The following is an 18,799-nucleotide window of genomic DNA, read 5'->3' as shown; positions in this document are numbered from 1 at the left end:
CTACGCCATCTCTCGAAAAGCCCACCTCACCAGCGGAACGGCCAAAAGAAATGCCAACACATCGCTGACGGCTTGGCAACACTCCACGCCCGTCAGCCCGAAGTAGTGGGGCAAGATGATAATGAGCGGAACGAAAAACAAGCCCTGACGTGCCGCCGCCAAGATGTTGGCACGAATGGTTTTCCGACAAGTCTGCATCAGCATATTCGAGACTGTAAGCATCGCTATGAGAGGGTAAGAAATGATTTGATAGTGGAGCGCCGAAGTGCCCACAGCTATCACCTCTGGGTCGTTGCGGAACAGCGCGATGGCTTCCTTACTAAAGAAAAAGAGAAATACAGCCCAAAACACGAGAAAGACCGTACCCACTTTCAAACAGAAAGAATACCCTTCCTTGATACGTTCATACAGTTTTGCGCCAAAGCAGAAGCCACACAGCGGTTGGAAACCTTGACCCAACCCCACCACAACGCTATACACAAACATCGATATGCGATTGACGATGCTCATGGCGGCAATGGCTGCATCACCATAGCCGCCCGCCGCAACATTAAGGGCAATGGAAGCTACGGCTGCCAAGCCTTGTCGCGAGATAGAGGGGGTGCCGCCTGCCAAGATTTCTTTGATGTAGACGAGGGAGAAACTGATACGCTTTGCGGAGTAGCGGAGGATATTAGGACTCATGCGCGTCATCCGCAGCATCACGATAAATCCGAAGATATAGCCCACCACCGTTGCGAGGGCTGCACCGGCCACGCCCATACGCAGACCGAAGATGAAAATAGGGTCGAGCACGCAGTTGAGTACCGCGCCACTCACCATACCATACATAGAATAGCGTGCATATCCCTGAAAGCGCATTTGATTGTTGATGCAAAATGAGCCCATCAAGAAAGGCACGCCGAGAAGGGAGATACCGAGATATTTCTCCGTGTAAGGTAAAATCGTGGGCGTACTACCCAGCATTTTAGAAATAGGAGTCAAGAAAACAAGACCGAGGACGGCCAACAAAGTGCCGCAGCAAAGGGCATAGAAAAAGGCGGTCGATGCCATACGTTCTGCTTTGTGACGATTGCGTGCCCCCAACTGACGTGCGATGTAATTGCCCGAGCCGTTTCCAAAAAAGAAACTAAAAGCTTGCACCACAAACATAAGGGAAAAGACCACACCGACAGCTGCCGTCGATTGCGTATCGATCTGCCCCACAAAGAAAGTGTCGACAATGTTGTAGACGTTCGTTATCAGCATCGATATGATAGTAGGCACAGCCAGTGTCCATATCACATGGTGTATAGGCCCTTTCGTCAGAAAGGCGTAATTATCTGTTACTTTCATCGCCTGCAAAGTTACAAAAAAACACAACGAAACGCCGGAGAAATACTTCATCCTCTCTCCTCCGCTTCCTTATTGCCTGCGTTGAGTAGTCCACTGCTTCATTTGCCTTTTCCAGTTGTACCCTCTCCCTATTTGGTTCGAAATCCATAACTTTGCTGTTCAGAAAGGCTTTGACGGTCGGCAAAAGGTAGGGCCGAAGCAATCGCCACCACACAACAAAAGAACGCAAAATGAAACTCATCGAACTCAAGAGTCTGCAACAAGAGGGAGCAGAGATGTTCAGCGCCCTGACTGAAGCACAGTTGCGCAACCGCCTCGAACCCGACCGCGGCATCTTCATCGTGGAAAGTCCCAAAGTCATCGATGTGGCGTTGCGGGCTGGCTACACCCCCGTGGCTCTTCTCTGCGAACGCCGCCATATCACGGGCGATGCCGCGGATATCATCAGTCGGTGCGGAGATATTCCCGTTTACACAGGGGAGCGCGAACTCCTCGCCGGGCTCACGGGCTACAAACTAACGCGCGGTGTGCTCTGCGCCATGCGTCGGCCGCAACCGCGCGCACTTGAGGACGTTTGCTGCAACGCACGGCGTATCGTGGTCATCGACAACGTGGTAGACACCACCAACATAGGGGCGATATTCCGTTCGGCTGCCGCATTGGGCATCGATGCAGTCCTACTGACGCGCAACTCTTGCGACCCACTCAATCGGCGGGCGGTACGCGTGTCGATGGGGTCGGTGTTCTTAGTTCCCTGGACGTGGCTCGACGGCCCAGTAAACAGTCTCAACACTTTCGGCTTCAAAACGGCCGCTATGGCCCTTTCGGACAACTCCATCCCGCTCGATGCGCCCGAACTAAAAGCCATTCCGCGCCTGGCCATTATCATGGGCACAGAGGGCGATGGTCTCCCCACAGAAACCATTGCTGCATCGAACTATGTGGTGCGCATCCCGATGTCTCACCAAGTTGATTCGCTCAACGTAGCCGCTGCCGCCGCCGTCACATTTTGGGAGTTGAGAAGCCCCACGCCTACACCAGAGGAATAAAGCTACTTGATGACAAATAAAAGGAAAACAGCAAAGCCCACATTCTCTCTCGAAAATGCGGGCTTTGTTGTGATGAAAAATCCGTACCTCATCCACTTTTCTCAGCAAGGACATATCATGCGTAACCGCGGGTGAAGAGCAGCTCAGTGGATAAAGGGCAAGTAAAAAACAAACATCCAAGTGCCCCACTGTCCCCGCTGGAGACGGTGGATGCATACAGGGAAGCTCTCTTTCCTCAATCTCCCCCCCCACGGGTTCACCCCTCAAGCATCCTCACCGGGGACGGTGGGTGAGTGCGACAAAATACAATAAGGGCGCTGGCTGACGCAATAAGGATGTCAGCTGACAGCCTTATTGTATTTGCAAACGCAATAAGGAAATTCACGCTGGTGCGTATCGCACAGAAACTTTGGGGTATGAAAAAGCTCCACCAAAAGAGTTTCGGTGGAGCTATATATAGACTTGTTAGTTTTCCGCTTTAAGAAAGAGCTTTATACAGAGGTTTTCCTATTGAATACCAAAGAGATATTCAAAAACTTATGCTGTGGAAAACTCGGTGGAAAACTTAGTGGAAAACACTAAAACTTACTGATTACTTCTTTGCAACTTTCCATCAACCACGTGGGGGTGCTGGTGGCACCACAGATACCTACCGTTTCGGCATTGGTGAACCACTCTCGCTCAATGGCCGCAGGATTGTCGACGATATAGGAGCGGGGATTGACTTGCAGACAGGCATTGTAGAGCATTTTGCCATTGGAACTCTTCAAGCCGCTCACGAAAATGATGACATCGTGGCGTGCTGCAAAACTGCGAATATTGGGCAAACGATTGGCCACTTGGCGGCAGATGGTGTCGGCATAATGGAAATGGGCCGGTTCGAGAATGTGGGTGGTGATATAGTCAATGACTTGATGGAAACCATCGAGCGACATAGTGGTTTGTGAGAACAAATAAATATCGCGACTGAAATCGAGGCGCGCAGCTTCCTCCACGCTCTGAATAACAAGGGCGTGTCCGTCGGTTTGTCCCACCAAACCTACAACCTCTGCGTGTCCACGCTTACCGAAGATAACGATTTGGGCATCGGGCATTTGGGTATAAACATTTTTCACGCGTTTTTGCAACTGCAACACAACGGGGCAAGTGGCATCCACAAGCGTGATACGATTTTGCGCTGCTAAGGCATAGGTAGCAGGCGGTTCGCCGTGTGCGCGCAACAGCACTTTGGCATCATGGAGCTGAGAAAAACTGTTGTGCTCTATTGTTGCCAGTCCGGCCAAGCGCAATCGTTCCACCTCGCGATCGTTGTGGACGATGTCGCCCAAACAATAGAGGCGCTCTTTTCCCTGAAGTTCTGTTTCAGCCTTTTTGATAGCAGTAGTCACACCATGGCAGAAACCGGAACGACTATCAATTTCGATATTCATAAGGGCAGATTCATTAAAGAGAGGCACGTTTGAAAGCATCCAACAGCCATTGGCTTTGCTCTTCGCGGGTGAGTGTGGAATTGTCCAAAACCAGTGCATCGTCAGCCTGACGCAGCGGATTGAGTTCGCGGTGGGAGTCGATATAATCGCGCTCCTCCACATTTTTCAGAATCTCATTGAAATCCACTTGCTGCCCCTTAGCGGTGAGTTCGTCGTAGCGGCGGCGCGCTCTCACCTCCGCGCTGGCGGTGACAAAGACTTTAAGTTCGGCGTTGGGAAACACAGCCGTACCGATGTCGCGGCCGTCCATGACGATGCCTTTCTCACGCCCCATTTCTTGCTGCTGACGCGTCATGGCAATACGCACAAACGGCAGCGCAGCGATGGGACTCACACGGCTGCTTACCTCCATGCCGCGAATCTCATTCTCTACCACCTCGCCGTTGAGACAAACGAGCGGCAGACCCGTTGCAGCATCCAACTGGAAGTTGATATGCACCTCTCCCATCGCTGCTTCCAAGGCTGGAGCGTCAATGTCGCTACCGTGGAAGAAGCCGCGGCGAAGCGCAAAAAGCGTGACGGCGCGATACATCGCACCGGTATCAATATAAATATATCCAATCTCTTTTGCCAAGGCCTTTGCCATCGTGCTCTTACCGCACGATGAATGACCATCTATGGCTACTATTATCTTTTTCATAAGTTTATTTCAATTGAAAATGTATAGGAACTGTAACTTGCACGATTGAAACTTTTCCTCCCACCTTTCCCGGTTTCCAGCGCGGCATCTTCTTACATGCCTCCAAGGCTGCGGCATCGAGTTCGGGGGAGAGCTTGCGAGAAATTTTGGGTTCTCTCACGTTGCCTTTTGCATCTACCAAGAAACACACCTCAAGGTCGCCTTCTTTCTTGGCATCTATCGCGCTCTGCGGATAGGCAACGTTTTCGTCGAAAAACTTCACCAACGCATCAATACCGCCAGGAAATTGCGGCATCTCCTCCACCACTTGAGTGGGCGTGAGCTGTCGGCCCTCATCGGGAAGATCCTCGCGCTCAGCATTGTGGGCAGTGTCGGGAAGGTTCACCAATTCATCATCATTGACCGTCAGCGTTTCAGGACCTTCGATACCGAACTTGAGTGAAGGGGGAATATGATCAACAATATCGGGCACGGTCATTTTATCTCCCTTCGGGCCTACCCTCCGAGGCACAAAGCGTCCGGCCGCTATGGCTTTGATGTTTTTCTCTTGGTCCAAATCGAGCGGTTTGAACTGTGTGAGCCGCTCTATCTCTGTGCCGGCTTGACGAATCTGATAGTTGATGTAAGCCATCACGGCCAAGGGGATAGCTGCACAAAGAAAGGTTATGCCTAAAACAATAGAAAGTGCCCACGTGAGCCGCCTGCCAGCGTTCTTTCTCATCACGTAAGCACCATAATCCTTGTTCCGCCCTTGGAAGACCAGATTACACCATTCCTTTGATAATAATTCGTCTCGAAACACGTTATATAAAGGTAATTTTCACCCGTTTTAGGCTACAAAAGTAGTTCAGATTTCGGGATTTCTCTGTATCTTTGAACACAATTTCAGTTAAAGAATGAAAAAAGGTATCATCTATATAATATTATCACTACTGTTACCGCTCAGTTTGCAAGCTCAAGAATCCACATCCTCTTATGACGTGTTGAAACTTCCAGTTTCGAGTCATGCTTCAGCCTTGGGGGGCGATAACATTTCTAATGTGGAGGATCGCCCCGATGTGGGGTGGAGCAACCCCGCTTTACTCTCTGGCGTGACAGACTACAGCGTGGGGTTCAACTTTATGACATACGGTGCGGGAAGCAAGTATTTAGGTTTTCAAGGCGTTAAGGCTGTTGGGCAACGCCATACGGTGGCTCTGATGGGGCAACTGATGAACTATGGCGAGATGAAAGAAACCGATGAACAAGGTAACACTTTGGGAACGTTTAACGCTAATGATATCATTCTGGCCGTGGGTTACAGCTATTTGCTCTCCGACCGCTGGGCTGGTGGCGCGAACGTTAAGATGGCTTGTCCGAGCTACAGCAGTTACCACGCCTTCGGTTTGGGAGTGGATTTGGGCCTCAACTATTTCGATGAAGAGCGCGATTTCAGTGCATCCTTCACGCTGCGCAATATGGGGGCGCAACTCAAAGATTTCTACGAAGGGCAATCGGGCCACTTACCTTTTAATATGACCTTAGGGTTTACAAAAGGACTGGAGTCGCTTCCCGTGAGATTGAATGTGACGCTAACGGATCTGACGCGTTGGAAGAAAAGTTACTATTTCCATGCCTCCGACGAAGGAGAAATGAGCAATATGAAAATGGCGTTGAATCATCTCGTTTTGGGTGTGGATGTTTTGCCCACCGACTGGCTCTACTTGAGTTTGGGCTACAATGTGCGCCGCGGCAACGAACTAAAATCGGCTGGTGCATCAAAGTGGGCCGGACTCACAGCAGGTGTTGGACTTCAACTCAAGCGCCTCAAGTTCGGTGCTTCATACGCTAAATATCATGTAGGTTTCTCTTCGCTGCAATTCAGCGTGGCCTACAGTCTCGATAATCTATAATTCCTCACAACAACTATGGAAACAATCCTGAACAAAATAGAAACAGCTCTCGCTGCAATTCCCTACCCTCAACAACCAGAGGGACTCTACGAACCCATCCGCTATGTGCTCTCCATGGGAGGTAAACGCTTACGCCCAACGCTGACGCTTATGGCTTACGCACTCTACAAGGAGGACACGGAGCGCGCACTCCCCACTGCCATTGGTTTGGAGACATACCACAACCACACACTACTGCACGACGACTTGATGGACAAAGCCGATATGCGCCGTGGTAAGCCGACGATTCACAAGAAATGGGACGAGAACACGGCTATCCTCTCGGGCGACACCATGCTCATCATGGCATTTCAGCACATTCTCCGCACAGATTGCCACCGCCTACCGGAGGTGCTCAACTTGGCAGCGCGGACGATGCAGGAAATCTGCGAAGGACAACAGTACGACATCAATTTTGAAAACCGTAATGATGTTCGGGAAGAGGAATATATCGAGATGATTCGCCTAAAAACAAGCGTGCTGCTGGCTTGCGCTCTCAAAGCGGGGGCGTTGATAGCCGATGCGCCCAAAGAAGACTGCGAACAGCTCTATCAGTTTGGCGAAAAAATCGGACTGGCTTTCCAGCTGCAAGACGACTACCTCGATTGCTACGGTGATCCCGCTGTGTTTGGTAAGCAAATTGGCGGCGACATCTGTTGTGCAAAAAAAACATTTATGCTTATCAATGCGTTCAACCGTGCAAATGATGCACAGAAGGCAGAACTCAATCGTTTGCTCAACAACGTGGACGAACGCGAGGAGAAAGTGGCAGGCGTACTGGCTCTCTACGATGAATTGGAGATTCCCGCACTCTGCCGCGAACGCATGGAAACGCTCTATGCTGAAGCGCGCCGCATCTTCGACAGTCTGCCCATCGATGCTGAGCGCAAGCAACCGTTGTGGAACTATGCCGAAAAGTTGCTCAACCGTAAGAAATAGCCCCCAGCTCTGATTCTCACAATATGACGTTTATAGATACTCACACACACCTCTATGGCGAAGAGTTCGACGCCGATAGAGCCGAAATGGTGGAGCGTGCTCGTGCGGCAGGAGCAGAGAAACTCCTCTTGCCAAATGTGGACGAAGAGAGCATCGGGAGGATGTTGCAGATGTGCGACGACTTCCCCGACCTTTGTCTACCCATGATGGGACTACAACCAGAGGAGCTCCCGGCTGTTCCTTGGCCGCTGGTGGAGAAGATGAAACACTTGCTCTACACCACACCCGAGCGCTACTGCGCTGTGGGCGAGGTGGGTATAGATCTGTATTGGGATCAGAGCCGACGCGAGGAACAGATAGAAGTGTTTCGCGAAGAGATTCGTTGGGCTAACGAACTCCGCAAGCCTTTGGTGATTCACGCGCGCAATGCTCATCAAGATATTGTTACCACACTTCGAGAAGCGGACACCTCGCAAATACCTGGCGGTATCTTCCATTGCTTCGGCGGAACAACAGAAGAAGCGCGCGAACTGCTTACCTTCGACGGTTTCTATCTTGGCATTGGCGGCATTGTGACATTCAAGAAAAGTACGCTTCCCGCCGTACTCCACGCGTGCGTCCCTCTTCACCGAATTCTGCTCGAGACAGATGCGCCTTATCTTACGCCTGTCCCCCATCGCGGCAAGCGAAATGAAAGCGCATACATCCCGCATATCATTGACAAGATAGCAGAGATTTACGACACCACAACAGAGGAAGTGGCGCGCACAACAACAGAAAATGCACGAAAACTTTTTGCAATTTGATAAAAAAGTTGTCTAATATTTGGAGAATTCAATAACAATACATATCTTTGCACCCGCAAATAAGCAAGGTGCCTTAGCTCAGTTGGTAGAGCATCGGACTGAAAATCCGTGTGTCCCCGGTTCGATTCCTGGAGGTACCACTTATAGAGAGAAACTTCGATACTCTCTTTCAAAACAAATATCGAAGACGGTGCCTTAGCTCAGTTGGTAGAGCATCGGACTGAAAATCCGTGTGTCCCCGGTTCGATTCCTGGAGGTACCACTTAAAGAAGCGATATTCCTCACAGAATGTCGCTTTTTTGTTTCTATACATTTTATTTTTTACGATTATGACAGAAAAGAACTCCCCCTTTGGACAGATGAAAATCATATATGTGATGGACCCTTACTGCTCTTGGTGCTACGGTGGGTCTCCCAACATTCTGAAGCTTTATAACACCTACCACGATGTGGTCGACTTCGAGTTGTTGCCAGCAGGAATGCTTCGTGGCGAATATGAGGTACACTATACGCCAGAAATGGAGCGCGCCACACTTCGCTCTATGGAGAAAGTGCAGCGCGATACGGGGCGCGAAATGGGCGAAGGCTATTTGCGCGCACTGGGCGAGGAAGACGCTCTTTGGAACAGTGACGCGTCGTGCCGCGCCATAGAAGCCGTCAAACGCATAGCTCCCAACAAAGCTTTTGCCTTTGCTGATGCGCTACTTGCAGCACGTTTCCACAAAGGCCTCCTCTTGGACAATCCTACTCTCTTTGCTGAAATTGGAGAAACTATAGGTATCAATCCCGAAGAGTTCCTCCGCGAATACCTAAAAGAGGAAGTGAAACAGGCTGCCGAAGAAAGCTACAACCGCGTCAACGACTACGCGGAAGTCTACCCCACCCTCATGCTCATCAACGGTACTGATCGCTACAAACTCGAAGAAGGCTATGCTCCCTATGAACTCTTAGAAGAACGCTTCCTAAAGATTCTGACGGACAAGCCCATTGCAGCAGAGGACACAGAAGAGGACGAGGAAGACGAAGCTCCTCGCCACGGTTGCCACGATGGAGTGTGTTATTTATAGATTTATTCAACAAAAAAACACATCAAACTTTCAGTTCTATTTCTCCTGAATAATAAAAAAATTAGCAGCCACACTCCACGAGAAAGACAGACGAAGAATACAGAGAATTATATCACGTCTAATTGAAAATGTACATTGTCAATAAAAAAATAAGTATCTAAGTCTAACTTTCTTTTTTAGATTTTCAAAAAAATCATTTTTTCATGCAGTCTTTTAGATATAACCTAATCCTTTTAATAAAAAGGGTTAGGTTATCTATGAACATAGACGTTAATATAGACGCATGTAAGCAAGGAGAGCAAGAGGCTCTCGGAGATTTATATAAGGCATATTCCAACAAACTAAGGGGAATATGCCAACATTACGTAAAAGATGAAAGCACAGCAGAAGATATTTTACACGATGCTTTTATCATCATCTTTACCTCTATAAAGACACTCAAAGACAATTCGAAATTAGAGGGATGGATGATAACCATTGTCAGAAACCTTTCTTTAAGATACCTTCAAAGCACTGGAAAGGACAACATTTCCCTTTCCTCTTTAGAAGGAACAGAGTTTCTCGGAACAGACAGCGAGGAGACAAAACACATAGATATAGAACTCTTACTATCGGCCATTGAATCCTTACCAGAGGGAAGTAAGGAGATATTCAAACTTTCGGTTTTGGATGGTCTGTCTCACAAAGAAATAGGAGAACTGCTTGGCATCAATCCTCACAGTTCTTCCTCGCAACTGTTTCGGGCAAAGAAAATGTTGCGTGAGATTCTTTCCAACTATTGGGCACTACTTTTATTGCCTATCCTAACACCTATATATATCTATTTCATAAAAAGATACTATTCCACGAAAACTCCTTATGGAATAGCAACAGCCATAGACTCTCGCAAGAATCAGACACAGATTCAGAAAGAACCAAAAACGGCAAAAACTGAACAAGCAGAAAGTTCCAAATCTTCAAACAATAAAGAGGATAAAAACACTCTTCCTGCAAGAGCTTTTGCACCTCAAGAAAATTCTCTCGCACAGATTAAAACAGACAGCATATCATCCGAAAAAACAAGGCTGCCTTTCTATGTCGATTCCTTACATAAGTATTTAGCTAAGAGTATTACAATTAAGGATACGCTCTACCGTATTCCACAGATTCCTGCAAATAAGACCATGGCGTTGAATAGAGATATAAATCTCAACATCAACCACAAGAAGAAAAGCCCATGGACTTTCAACTTTGGTTTTTCTTCAAATACAGGCGCCAATGGAAGTATGTCAAATCTGGGTTATCTGTCAGTAGTGGACTATGCCAACGGTGGTGCAACAAGAAGACTATACACATGGGATGATCTTGAAAACTACTTAACTCGAAACTCTGCCTTGATGGACTCTATTGAGAGAGCAAAGATGTCTTGGATTATTCAGAACAATAAAACAAGCGGAAAAGCATCTTTAGGAGAGAAAGTACACCATTATCGCCCCAAGACCTTTAGCTTCTCACTCAGCAAACAGCTAAGCTCTCGTTGGACTTTCGGAACGGGTATTACCTACACCAAACTAAAATCTGATTTTGAAAGTGAATACAACAAAGCGAAATTAGTGAAAACCCAAAAGATTGACTACTTGGGCATACCTTTACGATTGACCTACCGTATATGGAACAAGGGACGCTTCTGTGCATACACAACAGGGGGCGTAACATTTGAAATGCCCGTGAACAGTTCGCTTAACAAGAAGTATATCGTAACGGCTGATTCTTCATTTACTCGAAAAGAGGGCATCAAGCCTCGTTATCAATGGTCTGCAAATTTAGGCTTTGGCGTGCAGTATAAAATATTCAAACCGTTCAGCTTGTATTTAGAACCCAACATGTTCTATTATTTTAGAAACGGTAGCGGCATAGAAACATATCGCACAGAGCACCCATTCTTCATAACAGTACCTTTCGGGTTACGACTTACCTGGTAAGCAAAACTCTCTTTTAGTGTGGCTCTTCTAAAAGCTATGAAACAATAGTTTTTTAGAAGAGCCACACTCTCGTTTCGCTTTCAAAAACACAAGAAAAAGGAGCAAATTAAGTAACCCTTTATTTTTGTCAAAATAATTCGCAACCTACAAGGTCGAGAATGGCTTCAAAATCAAAATCTTTACTTGCGGTTGATAAGAAGGCCTATTTTTCATAGTACGAAAATAAGCCTATTTTCATTTTCTATAGGCCAAATTTTATTTTCTATAGGGCAAATTTAAATTCCTCGCCGACAAATTTGAAATACAATAAGGAAAATCACAAACACAATAAGGCTGTCAGCTGACATCTTTATTGTGTCAGCTGACAGAATAAGAAAAAAAACACCTTTTCAGTACGTTCTAAACACTGATTTTATGTAAAATCGACTCATCCCTCTCATTTTTCATCCCACAATTGAGTAATGCATCGCTAAAATCACCCCGTTAGTCTGTCTGAACACACATTTTTCATTAACGCTTTATAACATTCGCTTCTAAAACGCAGAAATAACTTGTCAAATAAAGCGAACAAAAAACTATTCCAGACATCCTATTCTCTACCACCAATAAACCTCTCAAGATGATAAAACATCACAATTTTATTCTGCAATTCCCCAACAATTCAATTAAAACAGTTTCTCTTCTGAATGCTTAAAAAATCTTACAATTTTATTGCAGTCTTTCTCCTCTTTTCGGCTCTTATTAGATAGATAACAAACCGAAAAAAGCATGTATAGTATTTACGATTATCTCCATAACGGAATAGTTTTTATCAACAATGTAGTGCGCAAACAGCACAAAGAGCTTAGTTCGCTAATGATATACTCCACAACAATTTGCCAATCTCGCTGTCAACATTGTTCCATCTGGAAGAAACCCATTGAGAATCTAAGTTTAAACGATATAATCAACATCATGAACAGTAAGTGCGTCACAAAACGCACCGTAGTTGGTTTAGAAGGCGGCGAATTTATTCTTCACCCTGAAGCAGACAAAATTTTGAGTTGGTTCGACACACATCATCCTAACTATACATTATTATCCAATTGCCTTGCAGCAAAAAAAGTGATTACTGCTGTGAAAAATCATCACCCCAAACATCTCTACATATCGCTTGACGGCAACAGAGAAACCTATAAACACATGCGTGGACGAGATGGATATGACAAAGTTATTGAAGTCATTGAAGCGTGTAAAGACATAGTACCCATTTCCTTGATGTTCTGCCTTTCGCCATGGAATTCGTTTAAGGATATGGAGCATGTTATAAATATTGCCCGAAAATATGATATTGATGTACGCATTGGCATTTACAACACGATCTCTTTTTTCGACACAACAAAAGGGCTGATGGAATCCAAAGATAAGAACTTCATCAACCAAATACCAGCCTCCATACATCAAACAGAGGAGAACTTCGACTTTGTTGCCTTGTATGACGAATGGAAGAACAATAAGCTAAAACTTCGATGTCATAGTATTTTTAGCGAGTTGGTTATTCATTCGAATGGAAATGTCCCTTTATGCCAAAACTTAGATGTAATTTTGGGAAACATTCACGAAAATACACTTGACGAAATATTTAATTCACGAGAAACCTGCAAAATCCAATGCGAACACTCCAAAGAATGTAACCAATGCTGGATAAACTATCATCGGAAATACGATATAATCCTATTGAGAAATCTGGAAAGATTCCTGCCCAAACGGCTAATAGAATTGTTTTACGGAAAATATCATTGGACGGATAACAAACATACTACTTACAAAGAACATCTCAAAAAAATAATATCATAAACGAGTATGAGATTTTTAGACAATATCATCGGCAGATATAAGAATATACGCAGCATGAGGGAGCTTAATGAGATCTATACTCGGCAGTACGCGCTTATAGGTTTTGGCAATCATTGTGTCAGTAATTTATTACCAATCATGCAGCATCTTCAGCTACCACTAAAATACATCTGTTGCACTTCGGAGAGAAAAGCTGCACTGATTTCTCAAAAGTACAAGAACATCAAAGGAACTACATCACTACAAGAAATCTTGCATGACGAAAGCATTTCGGGAGTTTTTGTAGCCGCCCATCCACAGGCGCATTTTCAGATAGCAAGTGAAGTCATCAAATCCGGAAAATCTTTATTCATAGAGAAACCGCCTTGTAGGGACGAAAGAGAACTAAAGGTTTTAATAGATACTATCAAAAACAACGATTCACAACACACAATTGTCGGACTACAAAGACGCTTTGCCCCCGCCACCCAGATTCTGCAAAAGAGACTTAAATGTGAGACCAAACGACATTATCATTATCGGTATCTAACGGGACTATATCCAGAAGGCGATGCCTTGCTCGATCTTTTCATTCATCCCCTTGACTATGTCGTCTTGCTCTTTGGTCAAGCAAAGATTAAAGTGGTAGATATAACCAACAGTAAAGATGGCGGACAAACTTTATTCCTTATATTAGAACACAAAGAACTTACAGGAATGTTGGAACTTTCAACAGATTATTCCTGGCAAGATGCACAAGAGCAGCTAAGTATCAGCACGGATAAAGGACTGTATATCTTGGATAAAATGGAAAAACTTGATTTCTCTCCAAGACACTCTGCCGTATTAGGAATTCCGTTGGAAAAAGTATTCCGAAACACTTCAACGCTCGTCAATCTTTACGGAAGAAATGCTTTTATTCCAACCGTAGGCAATAATCAGCTCGTTGCGCAAGGCTTCTTCTCTGAGATTAAAACATTTGCCGATATAGTAGAAAACAAATGTAAGAACACACATTCTTACAATCTGGAAAGCGTCGAACAAGTTTATTCCTTAATAGCCGAAATAAAAGAACACACCAGCAAGAAATAACTCATAATACTTCTGTCTCCCTGCTTAAAAAAACTGAAAACTTTTGAGTGTCTGACGAATATGGTTAACTTCGCGGCCAATTATAACAACTAAATAGAGAAATTATCTGCATGAAAAGAATTCTTTTAGCACTGATGATGCTCATCCCAATGGGGATGATGGCTCAGGAAATTGGTAAAAATCCGCAAGATACCATTCAAGCTGCCACCAATACGTTCGACTATGTTTGCGAAACGCCCGCAGTTGTGTTCTACATAAACCCCGTTTTGGCTAATTCAGACAAGAACCCTTACACCATTTGGGAAAAGCGCGTTCTGACAAAGACGGCCGAAGGTCAGCAGGAGGCTCTCCGCATTGCTAAGCTCTGCCCCGACTTGAAAGTGGAGGGAATGACGCACTACTATGTGAAGCAGATCTTCGACGTTGAAAAGAACCGCACGAAAGCTCTCTCTTTCTATTTCTTCAAGGACGAAACAGAACTCGGCGATAAGCAGTTTAGCGCAAACGCTGGTTGGTACGATGTTCAGCCCGGCACTGTTACGGCTATGGAAATGGACTTCGTAAAACGCGCCATGGGAGTGGAGTAACTTTTTAATGTGCTAATGTGGGGCGACAAAGTCGCCGTAAATGTGCTAATGTGCTAATGACCTAACGGGATACACGGCGTAAGCCACATTAGCACATTTTCAATGTAACCCACATTAGCACATTAGCGAGCTTGCTCGCGTCACATTAGCACATTAGCACATTCAAGCGACTTTGTCGCGTCACATTAGCACATTAAACACCCGCTTCACCTAAGTTTTATCTCACAATTATCGAGACTTTCCACAATAGCAAGGCTCTCCACATGGATACCTTGTCGGCGCAGTTCTTCGCCACCCTGCTGGAAAGCTTTCTCAATGATAAAACCCATACCAGCCAGTGAAGCCCCTGACTGATGAACGAGGTCGAGCACACCTTTTGCCGCATTGCCGTTGGCCAAAAAGTCGTCAATGAAAAGCACACGGTCGTTAGGACCAAGAAAACGCTTATCCACCACAATCTCATAAGAACGCCGCTTGGTGAAGGAGAACACCTCCGTCATCAAGAAGTTCTCCATCGTGCTCGGCACCTTCTTTTTGGCAAACACCACGGGCAGATTGAGCAACGACCCCACCAATATTGCGGGCGCAATACCGCTGGCCTCAATCGTCACAATCTTGTTAAACTTTTCGTTGGCAAACAAGCGTACAAATTCTATTGCGCACGCCTTCATCAGCATGGGATCCATCTGATGATTGATAAAGTTATCCACTTTCAGTATGCCCCCTTCCAGGCAACGCCCATCGCGCATAATCCTATCCTTTAACTCCTGCATAATCCTTATTTTTTGTACTTGTATTTTGTGCGAAAATACGGCAAAATACAATAGCGCGCACGGATTTACAGAAAAAAACGACTCCTCCACCGAAATCTATCCTCAATAAATCTCTACATTTGCAAGCATACACACAATCTCTCTTTCGATGGAAACACCCAACATCCATAAACTCTTCAACATTTTCACGCCGACGCCCAACAAGGACGTCGATTTAGTGCTCTCCAGCGGCGGAGCACGCGGATTGGCACACATTGGAGCCATTCTGGCACTGGAAGAACGCGGTTATTGCATTCATTCTGTGGCTGGCGCATCCATGGGAGCACTGATTGGCGGTATTTATGCTACGGGGCATTTGGCAGAATACCGCAAATGGATGCGCACCATCGACCGCAGGAAAATCTTCTCTCTCACGGATTTCTCACTTGGTATCAACCACATTGTCAAAGGCGACCGCATCATCGACACCATCAAGCAATTCGTTCCCGATACGAATATCGAAACGCTCCCCATCCCTTTCCGCGCCATAGCCACCGACTACAACAGCGGGCGGGAAGTTATCTTCTCCCACGGTAGTCTCTTCCAAGCCATTCGCGCCTCCATATCTATCCCCACCTTTTTCCGCCCCGTTGAAATGGGGCACCGCCTCCTCATCGATGGCGGCATCACCAATCCGCTTCCGCTCAACCGAGTGAAGCGCAACAAAAAACACCTGCTCGTTGCCGTCAATGTGAGTGGGCACGACTATGAAGGGCAAGCTCAACTCCGCCGAATGGCAAAAAAGCACGACAACGCTAATTTCAGTCCGCGCTCCCTTCTCAACCATTTCCTTCCACAAGATTCCTCCTCGGGCGACAACTACGTCACGCTCATTTCCCGCACCATGTCCATCATGATCAATCGCAATGCACGGATGGCTTTACAGATGACACCGCCCGACATTCTCATAGATCTCCCCATGGCGCGCTACAACACGTTCGACTTCCAAAAATCCGAACGCCTCATCCGCCTTGGCTATAAAAAAACGATTGAAGCCATCGAGAAATACGAAGCTGAATAGAAACTCAGGAGTGATAAAAGAGAATATATGATTCATCTAAAAAATTGTATATTTGCAAAGAAAACTAAAAACACCTATTAACAATTCATAATGGCAAATACAACGCAAAGAGAAGAACTACAAGCTGCAATATGGAAAATTGCCAACGAGGTTCGTGGCGCTGTGGATGGTTGGGACTTCAAGCAGTTTGTTTTAGGAACTCTTTTTTATCGTTTCATCAGTGAGAACTTTGTCCTTTTCATGGAAAATGGAGACGAGAGCATAGATTATACTCACTGGCCTGACGAACAGCTTAGTCAGAAGGACATACACGAAGTTACCAAGGAAAAGGGCTATTTCATTTATCCCAGTCAGCTGTTCTCCCATATTGCAAAGAATGCGAATACCAATCCTAATCTGAATACAGATTTGGCTGCAATTTTTACGGCGATAGAAGGTTCTGCCAATGGCTATCAATCAGAACATGACATCAAAGGACTTTTTGCAGATTTCGATACTACGAGTAATCGATTGGGCAACACCGTTGAAGAGAAGAACCGCCGCTTAGCTGCCGTCATTAAGGGAGTTGAGAGCTTAGACTTCGGGCACTTTGAAGATAATGAGATTGACCTTTTTGGCGATGCATACGAGTTTCTTATTTCCAACTATGCAGCTAATGCTGGTAAATCGGGAGGCGAATTCTTTACCCCTCAGAATGTATCTAATCTGATAGCACGGCTTGCCATCTTTGGACAAGAAACAGTCAACAAAATCTACGACCCTGCGTGCGGTTCGGGTTCTTTGTTGTTACAAGCAAAAAAACTCTTTGGTGAATATTTTAGTGAGGAAGGATTTTTCGGGCAAGAAATCAATCATACCACTTACAACTTGGCACGTATGAATATGTTTCTTCATAACATCAACTACGTCAAGTTCGATATTGCTTTGGGCGATACACTTCTCCGTCCGCAATATGGCGACCAAAAACCTTTCGATGCCATTGTTTCTAATCCTCCTTATTCGGTAAACTGGGTGGGTAGTGACGACCCAACGCTGATTAACGACGACCGTTTTGCTCCTGCGGGCGTATTAGCTCCTAAATCAAAAGCTGATTTTGCTTTTGTGCTCCATTCTCTCAACTATCTCTCCGCGCGTGGTCGGGCTGCCATCATCTGTTTTCCCGGAATCTTCTATCGGGGCGGAGCGGAACAAAAGATAAGGAAGTATTTAGTAGACAACAACTTTGTAGAAAGCGTTATTTCGCTACCTCCTAACTTATTCTTTGGTACAAGCATCGCGGTAAACATTCTCGTACTCTCAAAACACAAAACAGAACCCAAAACACAATTCATTGATGCCAGCGGCGAAGACTTCTTCAAGAAAGAAACCAACAACAATGTGCTGCTACCCGAACATATAGACCGCATTCTGGACATCTTCGGAAACAAAGAAGAGGTGCAGTATGTGGCCACATCGGTAGACAACGCTCAAATAGCCGAAAACGACTATAACCTCTCCGTGAGTTCATACGTTGAGGCGGAGGACAAGCGCGAGATTATCGACATCAATAAGCTCAATACCGAAGTAACCGAAACGGTGAAGCGGATTGATACTCTGCGCGCGGATATTGATGAGATCATTAAAGAGTTGGAGGGATGAAATATATAGACAAATTGCTACAAGGGGCAGAAGTGGAATGGAAGCCGTTGGGGGAAGTTGCTGACATCTATGGTGGCTTAACTGGTAAAAGTAAATCAGATTTCGAACATGGTAATGCATTATTTGTTTCCTATAAAAACATATACAACAACTATGAGGTTAATAGTCAAGAGCTTTCAAAGGTGAAGGTATCCGAAACAGAACAACAGCATAAAATAGAATACGGTGATATATTATTCACTGGTTCTTCAGAAACTGCAGAAGAAGTTGCATATTCTTCTGCAGTTACTACGCACTTCAACGAAGCGGTATATCTCAATAGCTTTTCTTTCGGTGTTCGATTTCATAAAGATATAGAATTGATACCAGAATTTTCAAAACATTTGTTCCGTGGATCATATATGCGAAAGCAATTAGCTAAAACGGCAAGTGGGGTGACTAGATTTAATGTATCTAAAACCAGATTTAAGAAAATCCTTATCCCCATCCCTCCTCTTTCTGTCCAACGTAAACTTGTCGAGATCCTCGACAAGTTTACGGAGCTGGAGGCGGAGCTGGAGGCGGAGCTGGAGGCGGAGCTGGAGGCGGAGCTGGACTGCCGCAAGCGGCAGTATGA

General features: G+C 45.7%; 18 protein-coding genes and 2 tRNA genes. 14 read left to right on the top strand and 6 right to left on the bottom strand.

Annotated features, from left to right (window positions below; genetic code table 11):
- Positions 1-1,335 carry an MATE family efflux transporter gene (locus ACO4R2_RS08455; RefSeq protein WP_484769874.1) on the bottom strand — a complete coding sequence of 445 codons (1,335 nt, stop codon included), beginning with the start codon at positions 1,333-1,335 and terminating at the stop codon, positions 1-3.
- Positions 1,319-1,483: a hypothetical protein gene (locus ACO4R2_RS08450; protein ID WP_484769873.1), complete on the bottom strand. Its 165-nt coding sequence runs from the start codon at positions 1,481-1,483 to the stop codon at positions 1,319-1,321. Before ACO4R2_RS08450 ends, ACO4R2_RS08455 begins: the two co-directional genes overlap by 17 nt.
- Before the next feature lie 82 nt (positions 1,484-1,565).
- Between ACO4R2_RS08450 and ACO4R2_RS08445 the strand changes: the two genes are divergently transcribed.
- Entirely contained in the window at positions 1,566-2,384 is an 819-nt protein-coding gene (locus tag ACO4R2_RS08445; RefSeq protein ID WP_484769872.1) for a TrmH family RNA methyltransferase, read from the top strand.
- A gap of 578 nt (positions 2,385-2,962) precedes the next feature.
- On the opposite strand, the gene ACO4R2_RS08440 is transcribed toward ACO4R2_RS08445, so the two are convergent.
- Genes ACO4R2_RS08440 through ACO4R2_RS08430 form a run of 3 tightly spaced genes read right to left on the bottom strand, consistent with a single transcriptional unit; the run spans position 2,963 to position 5,316 of the window.
- Positions 2,963-3,814, bottom strand: coding sequence for a 4-hydroxy-3-methylbut-2-enyl diphosphate reductase (locus ACO4R2_RS08440; protein ID WP_484769871.1), 852 nt, complete (start codon positions 3,812-3,814; stop codon positions 2,963-2,965).
- A 13-nt stretch (positions 3,815-3,827) separates the two neighbouring features.
- Complete coding sequence (gene cmk / locus ACO4R2_RS08435) at positions 3,828-4,514, bottom strand: (d)CMP kinase (protein ID WP_484769870.1); 687 nt, start codon at positions 4,512-4,514, stop codon at positions 3,828-3,830.
- 4 nt (positions 4,515-4,518) lie between these two features.
- The gene (locus ACO4R2_RS08430; protein WP_484769869.1) at positions 4,519-5,316 is read right to left on the bottom strand and encodes an energy transducer TonB; all 798 of its coding nucleotides are present in this window, start codon (positions 5,314-5,316) and stop codon (positions 4,519-4,521) included.
- Between the two features lie 94 nt (positions 5,317-5,410).
- Between ACO4R2_RS08430 and porQ the strand changes: the two genes are divergently transcribed.
- The 10 genes from porQ (at position 5,411) to ACO4R2_RS08380 (ending at position 14,712) form a co-directional block, all read left to right on the top strand.
- Positions 5,411-6,406, top strand: a complete 996-nt coding sequence (porQ, locus tag ACO4R2_RS08425; RefSeq protein ID WP_484769868.1) for a type IX secretion system protein PorQ — start codon at positions 5,411-5,413, stop codon at positions 6,404-6,406.
- 15 nt (positions 6,407-6,421) lie between these two features.
- Complete coding sequence (locus tag ACO4R2_RS08420) at positions 6,422-7,384, top strand: polyprenyl synthetase family protein (protein WP_484769867.1); 963 nt, start codon at positions 6,422-6,424, stop codon at positions 7,382-7,384.
- Positions 7,385-7,407: 23 nt separating this feature from the next.
- A complete protein-coding gene (locus ACO4R2_RS08415; RefSeq protein WP_484769866.1) occupies positions 7,408-8,190 on the top strand; it encodes a TatD family hydrolase in 783 nt (260 codons plus the stop codon).
- Positions 8,191-8,257: 67 nt separating this feature from the next.
- Positions 8,258-8,330 (top strand) — tRNA-Phe (locus ACO4R2_RS08410).
- A gap of 49 nt (positions 8,331-8,379) precedes the next feature.
- Positions 8,380-8,452: transfer RNA gene (locus ACO4R2_RS08405), tRNA-Phe, on the top strand.
- A 67-nt stretch (positions 8,453-8,519) separates the two neighbouring features.
- Positions 8,520-9,257 carry a hypothetical protein gene (locus ACO4R2_RS08400; protein ID WP_484769865.1) on the top strand — a complete coding sequence of 246 codons (738 nt, stop codon included), beginning with the start codon at positions 8,520-8,522 and terminating at the stop codon, positions 9,255-9,257.
- Positions 9,258-9,514: 257 nt separating this feature from the next.
- Complete coding sequence (locus tag ACO4R2_RS08395; protein WP_484769864.1) at positions 9,515-11,218, top strand: sigma-70 family RNA polymerase sigma factor; 1,704 nt, start codon at positions 9,515-9,517, stop codon at positions 11,216-11,218.
- 768 nt (positions 11,219-11,986) lie between these two features.
- Entirely contained in the window at positions 11,987-13,054 is a 1,068-nt protein-coding gene (locus ACO4R2_RS08390) for a radical SAM protein (RefSeq protein WP_484769863.1), read from the top strand.
- Positions 13,055-13,060: 6 nt separating this feature from the next.
- On the top strand, positions 13,061-14,125 hold the full coding sequence (locus ACO4R2_RS08385) for a Gfo/Idh/MocA family protein (protein ID WP_484769862.1): 1,065 nt from the start codon (positions 13,061-13,063) through the stop codon (positions 14,123-14,125).
- 110 nt (positions 14,126-14,235) lie between these two features.
- Entirely contained in the window at positions 14,236-14,712 is a 477-nt protein-coding gene (locus ACO4R2_RS08380) for a hypothetical protein (RefSeq protein WP_311489546.1), read from the top strand.
- A 206-nt stretch (positions 14,713-14,918) separates the two neighbouring features.
- Here ACO4R2_RS08380 and xpt read toward each other — a convergent pair whose 3' ends face one another.
- Positions 14,919-15,485, bottom strand: coding sequence for a xanthine phosphoribosyltransferase (gene xpt, locus ACO4R2_RS08375; RefSeq protein WP_311489545.1), 567 nt, complete (start codon positions 15,483-15,485; stop codon positions 14,919-14,921).
- 148 nt (positions 15,486-15,633) lie between these two features.
- Between xpt and ACO4R2_RS08370 the strand changes: the two genes are divergently transcribed.
- The 3 genes from ACO4R2_RS08370 to ACO4R2_RS08360 all read left to right on the top strand — a co-directional run.
- Positions 15,634-16,545, top strand: coding sequence for a patatin-like phospholipase family protein (locus tag ACO4R2_RS08370; protein WP_315092246.1), 912 nt, complete (start codon positions 15,634-15,636; stop codon positions 16,543-16,545).
- 90 nt (positions 16,546-16,635) lie between these two features.
- Positions 16,636-18,183 (top strand): type I restriction-modification system subunit M, encoded by a 1,548-nt coding sequence (locus tag ACO4R2_RS08365; RefSeq protein WP_484769861.1) that lies wholly within the window; start codon positions 16,636-16,638, stop codon positions 18,181-18,183.
- Positions 18,180-18,799 (top strand): restriction endonuclease subunit S (locus ACO4R2_RS08360; protein WP_484769860.1); only part of this gene is annotated, 620 nt, incomplete at its 3' end. The genes ACO4R2_RS08365 and ACO4R2_RS08360, both read left to right, overlap by 4 nt.

The organism is Alloprevotella sp. (assembly GCF_057240785.1).
Note: the sequence above shows the minus strand (reverse complement) of the source record. Positions and strands in the feature narration are given on the sequence as shown.

Bases quoted from the DNA above. Each gene is read 5' to 3' on its own strand.
- ACO4R2_RS08415 (WP_484769866.1), top strand. From the start codon at position 7,408: ATGACGTTTATAGATACTCACACACACCTCTATGGCGAAGAGTTCGAC.
- ACO4R2_RS08440 (WP_484769871.1), bottom strand. From the start codon at position 3,814: ATGAATATCGAAATTGATAGTCGTTCCGGTTTCTGCCATGGTGTGACT.
- xpt (WP_311489545.1), bottom strand. From the start codon at position 15,485: ATGCAGGAGTTAAAGGATAGGATTATGCGCGATGGGCGTTGCCTGGAA.
- ACO4R2_RS08395 (WP_484769864.1), top strand. From the start codon at position 9,515: ATGAACATAGACGTTAATATAGACGCATGTAAGCAAGGAGAGCAAGAG.
- ACO4R2_RS08455 (WP_484769874.1), bottom strand. From the start codon at position 1,335: ATGAAAGTAACAGATAATTACGCCTTTCTGACGAAAGGGCCTATACAC.
- ACO4R2_RS08400 (WP_484769865.1), top strand. From the start codon at position 8,520: ATGACAGAAAAGAACTCCCCCTTTGGACAGATGAAAATCATATATGTG.
- ACO4R2_RS08390 (WP_484769863.1), top strand. From the start codon at position 11,987: ATGTATAGTATTTACGATTATCTCCATAACGGAATAGTTTTTATCAAC.
- ACO4R2_RS08450 (WP_484769873.1), bottom strand. From the start codon at position 1,483: ATGGATTTCGAACCAAATAGGGAGAGGGTACAACTGGAAAAGGCAAAT.
- ACO4R2_RS08445 (WP_484769872.1), top strand. From the start codon at position 1,566: ATGAAACTCATCGAACTCAAGAGTCTGCAACAAGAGGGAGCAGAGATG.
- ACO4R2_RS08385 (WP_484769862.1), top strand. From the start codon at position 13,061: ATGAGATTTTTAGACAATATCATCGGCAGATATAAGAATATACGCAGC.
- porQ (WP_484769868.1), top strand. From the start codon at position 5,411: ATGAAAAAAGGTATCATCTATATAATATTATCACTACTGTTACCGCTC.
- ACO4R2_RS08420 (WP_484769867.1), top strand. From the start codon at position 6,422: ATGGAAACAATCCTGAACAAAATAGAAACAGCTCTCGCTGCAATTCCC.
- ACO4R2_RS08380 (WP_311489546.1), top strand. From the start codon at position 14,236: ATGAAAAGAATTCTTTTAGCACTGATGATGCTCATCCCAATGGGGATG.
- ACO4R2_RS08370 (WP_315092246.1), top strand. From the start codon at position 15,634: ATGGAAACACCCAACATCCATAAACTCTTCAACATTTTCACGCCGACG.
- cmk (WP_484769870.1), bottom strand. From the start codon at position 4,514: ATGAAAAAGATAATAGTAGCCATAGATGGTCATTCATCGTGCGGTAAG.
- ACO4R2_RS08365 (WP_484769861.1), top strand. From the start codon at position 16,636: ATGGCAAATACAACGCAAAGAGAAGAACTACAAGCTGCAATATGGAAA.